Annotated in this window: 2 protein-coding genes; both read right to left on the bottom strand. The window is 70.6% G+C overall.

The window, feature by feature from the left end; all coding sequences use genetic code 11:
• Nucleotides 1-165: 165 nt before the first annotated feature.
• Nucleotides 166-1,275 (bottom strand): transaldolase, encoded by a 1,110-nt coding sequence (tal, locus tag ACFPZL_RS12365; protein ID WP_218116076.1) that lies wholly within the window; start codon nt 1,273-1,275, stop codon nt 166-168.
• A gap of 58 nt (nt 1,276-1,333) precedes the next feature.
• Nucleotides 1,334-2,372, bottom strand: a 1,039-nt coding sequence (locus tag ACFPZL_RS12360) for a transketolase-like TK C-terminal-containing protein (RefSeq protein ID WP_382335650.1), incomplete at its 5' end; no start/stop codon positions are given.

The raw sequence follows: 2,372 nt of genomic DNA, 5'->3' as shown, positions 1-2,372 counted from the left end.
CGATCCAGCCGAGCCGCTGCGCGGCCTCCGGTCGGGCGGCCTCGCCCCACAGCGTCGCGTCCTTGGCGAAGAGGCGGCCGGCGAAGCGGTCATCGACGAGGCGGCGCAGATCCGCGGTTCCGGGATCGACCCCCGGGCCCAGTCGCAGGCTCGGCACCGGCAGGTTCATCGCGCGCGTCCGAGCGCGTCCTCGACCGTCCGGAGCAGCTCGTTCCACGACGCCTCGAACTTGTCGAGTCCCTCGCTCTCGAGCTTCGCAGTCACCTCCGCATAGTCGATGCCGAGCGCATCGACCGCATTCAGCAGCTGGTTCGACTCCAGGGCGGTCCCCGCGATCGCGTCGCCGCTGCTCTCGCCGTGATCGGCGTAGGCCAGCAGCGTCGCCTCCGGCATGGTGTTCACTGTGTCGGGCGCCGCCAGCTCCGAGACGTAGAGCGTATCGGGCAGCGCGGGGTCCTTCACGCCGGTGGACGCCCACAACGGACGCTGCGGATGCGCACCGAGATCGAGAAGCAGACGGGCCCGCTCGCTCGAGAAGGCCTGCTCGAAGACCTCGTACGCGAGGCGGGCATTGGCGACGCCCGCCCGGCCGGTGAGCTCCAGCGCCTCGGGCGTGCCGATCTCGCGGAGCCGCGCGTCGATCTCGGTATCGAGCCGAGAGACGAAGAACGATGCGACCGATCGGATCTTCGAGATGTCGCGGCCGGCTGCTCGAGCGCGTTCGAGGCCGGTCAGGTACGCGTTGACGACCTGCCGGTACCGCTCGAGCGAGAAAATGAGCGTCACGTTGACGCTGATGCCCGCCGCGATGGTCTCGGAGATCGCCTCGAGCCCCTCGAGCGTCGCAGGGATCTTGATCATCGCGTTCGGTCGATCGACCTTCGCCCAGAGCTCCGCCGCCTGGGCGATGGTCCCAGCGGTGTCCTTCGCCAGGCCCGGCTCCACCTCGATCGAGACCCGCCCGTCGCGCCCGTCGCTCGTCTCGAAGACGGTCGAGAAGATGTCGCAGGCGTCGGCGACATCGGCCGTGGTCAGCTCCACGATCGTCTGCGCGGCGTCGAACCCGCGGGCTGCGCAGTCGGCGATCCGGCCGCCGTAGCCGATCCCGCCGCCGATCGCCGCCGCGAAGATCGTGGGGTTCGTGGTCACGCCGACCACATCGTGCGATTCGATGAGGCGTTCGAGCTCGCCGCTCTCGATACGATTCCGGGAGAGGTCGTCGAGCCAGATGCTGACGCCTGCGGCGCTCAACGAGGCGGTGCGCGCGTTGCTCATGGGGTTCCCTTCTTGCGTCGTCCTGCGTCGTGATGCTTGGTGCTGCACCGTGCGATGATCAGCCGGCGAGCGAGCCCCGCGCCGCCGCGACGACGGCCTCGGTCGTGATGCCGAACTCTCTGAACAGCGTCTGGTAGTCGGCGGAGGCGCCGAAGTGCTCGATCGACACCGATCGTCCGCGATCGCCGATCAGCTCACGCCATCCGAGCGCGATCCCGGCTTCGACGCTCACCCGGGCGGTGACTGCGGCGGGGAGGACCTCCTCGCGGTACTCGGGGCTCTGCTCGGCGAACCACTCGAGGCAGGGTGCGCTCACGACTCGGGCGCCGATCCCCTCGGCGGCCAGCTGCTCGCGCGCCTCGACGGCGAGCTGCACCTCGCTGCCGGTCGCGATCAGGAGGACGTCGACGCTGCCGGTGGGGGAGTCGACCAGCACGTAGGCGCCGCGACGGACTCCCTCGGCGCTGGCGAACTCGGCTCCGTTCGCGGCGCCGTCGACGGCGCCGCGCGGGAACACCGGCACGTTCTGGCGGGTGAGGGCGATGCCGGTGGGGCCGCCGTGGCGGGTCAGGATCTCGTGCCAGGCGATCGCGACCTCGTTCGCATCCGCGGGACGCACCATGGCGAGGTTCGGGATCGCGCGCAGGGCGGCGAGGTGCTCGATCGGCTGGTGCGTCGGACCGTCCTCGCCGAGGGCGATGGAGTCGTGGGTCCAGACGAAGACGCTCGGAATGTCCATGAGCGCGGCGAGGCGCACGGCGGGGCGCATGTAGTCGGCGAACTGCAGGAAGGTGCCGCCGTAGCTGCGGGTCTTCCCGTGGAGCTGGATGCCGTTGAGGATCGCCGCCATCGCGTGCTCGCGGATACCGAAGTGCAGGACGCGCCCGTAGGGGTCGCCCTGCCAGGCCTTCGTGGAATGGTGCGCAGGCACGAACGACGGCGCGCCGGCGATCGTCGTGTTGTTCGAGCCGGCGAGGTCGGCGGATCCGCCCCACAGCTCGGGCATCACGGCAGCGAGCGCGTTCAGCACCTTGCCGCTCGCCGCGCGCGTGGCGATGCTTGCGCCGGCCTCGAAGACCGGCAGCGCCTCGCGCGCC

This window comes from Leucobacter soli (genome assembly GCF_042659205.1).
Taxonomy (GTDB): Bacteria; Actinomycetota; Actinomycetes; order Actinomycetales; family Microbacteriaceae; genus Leucobacter; species Leucobacter soli.
Note: the sequence above shows the minus strand (reverse complement) of the source record. Positions and strands in the feature narration are given on the sequence as shown.

Excerpts from the sequence above, each read along its gene's own strand:
- tal (WP_218116076.1), bottom strand. The coding sequence starts at position 1,275 with ATGAGCAACGCGCGCACCGCCTCGTTGAGCGCCGCAGGCGTCAGCATC.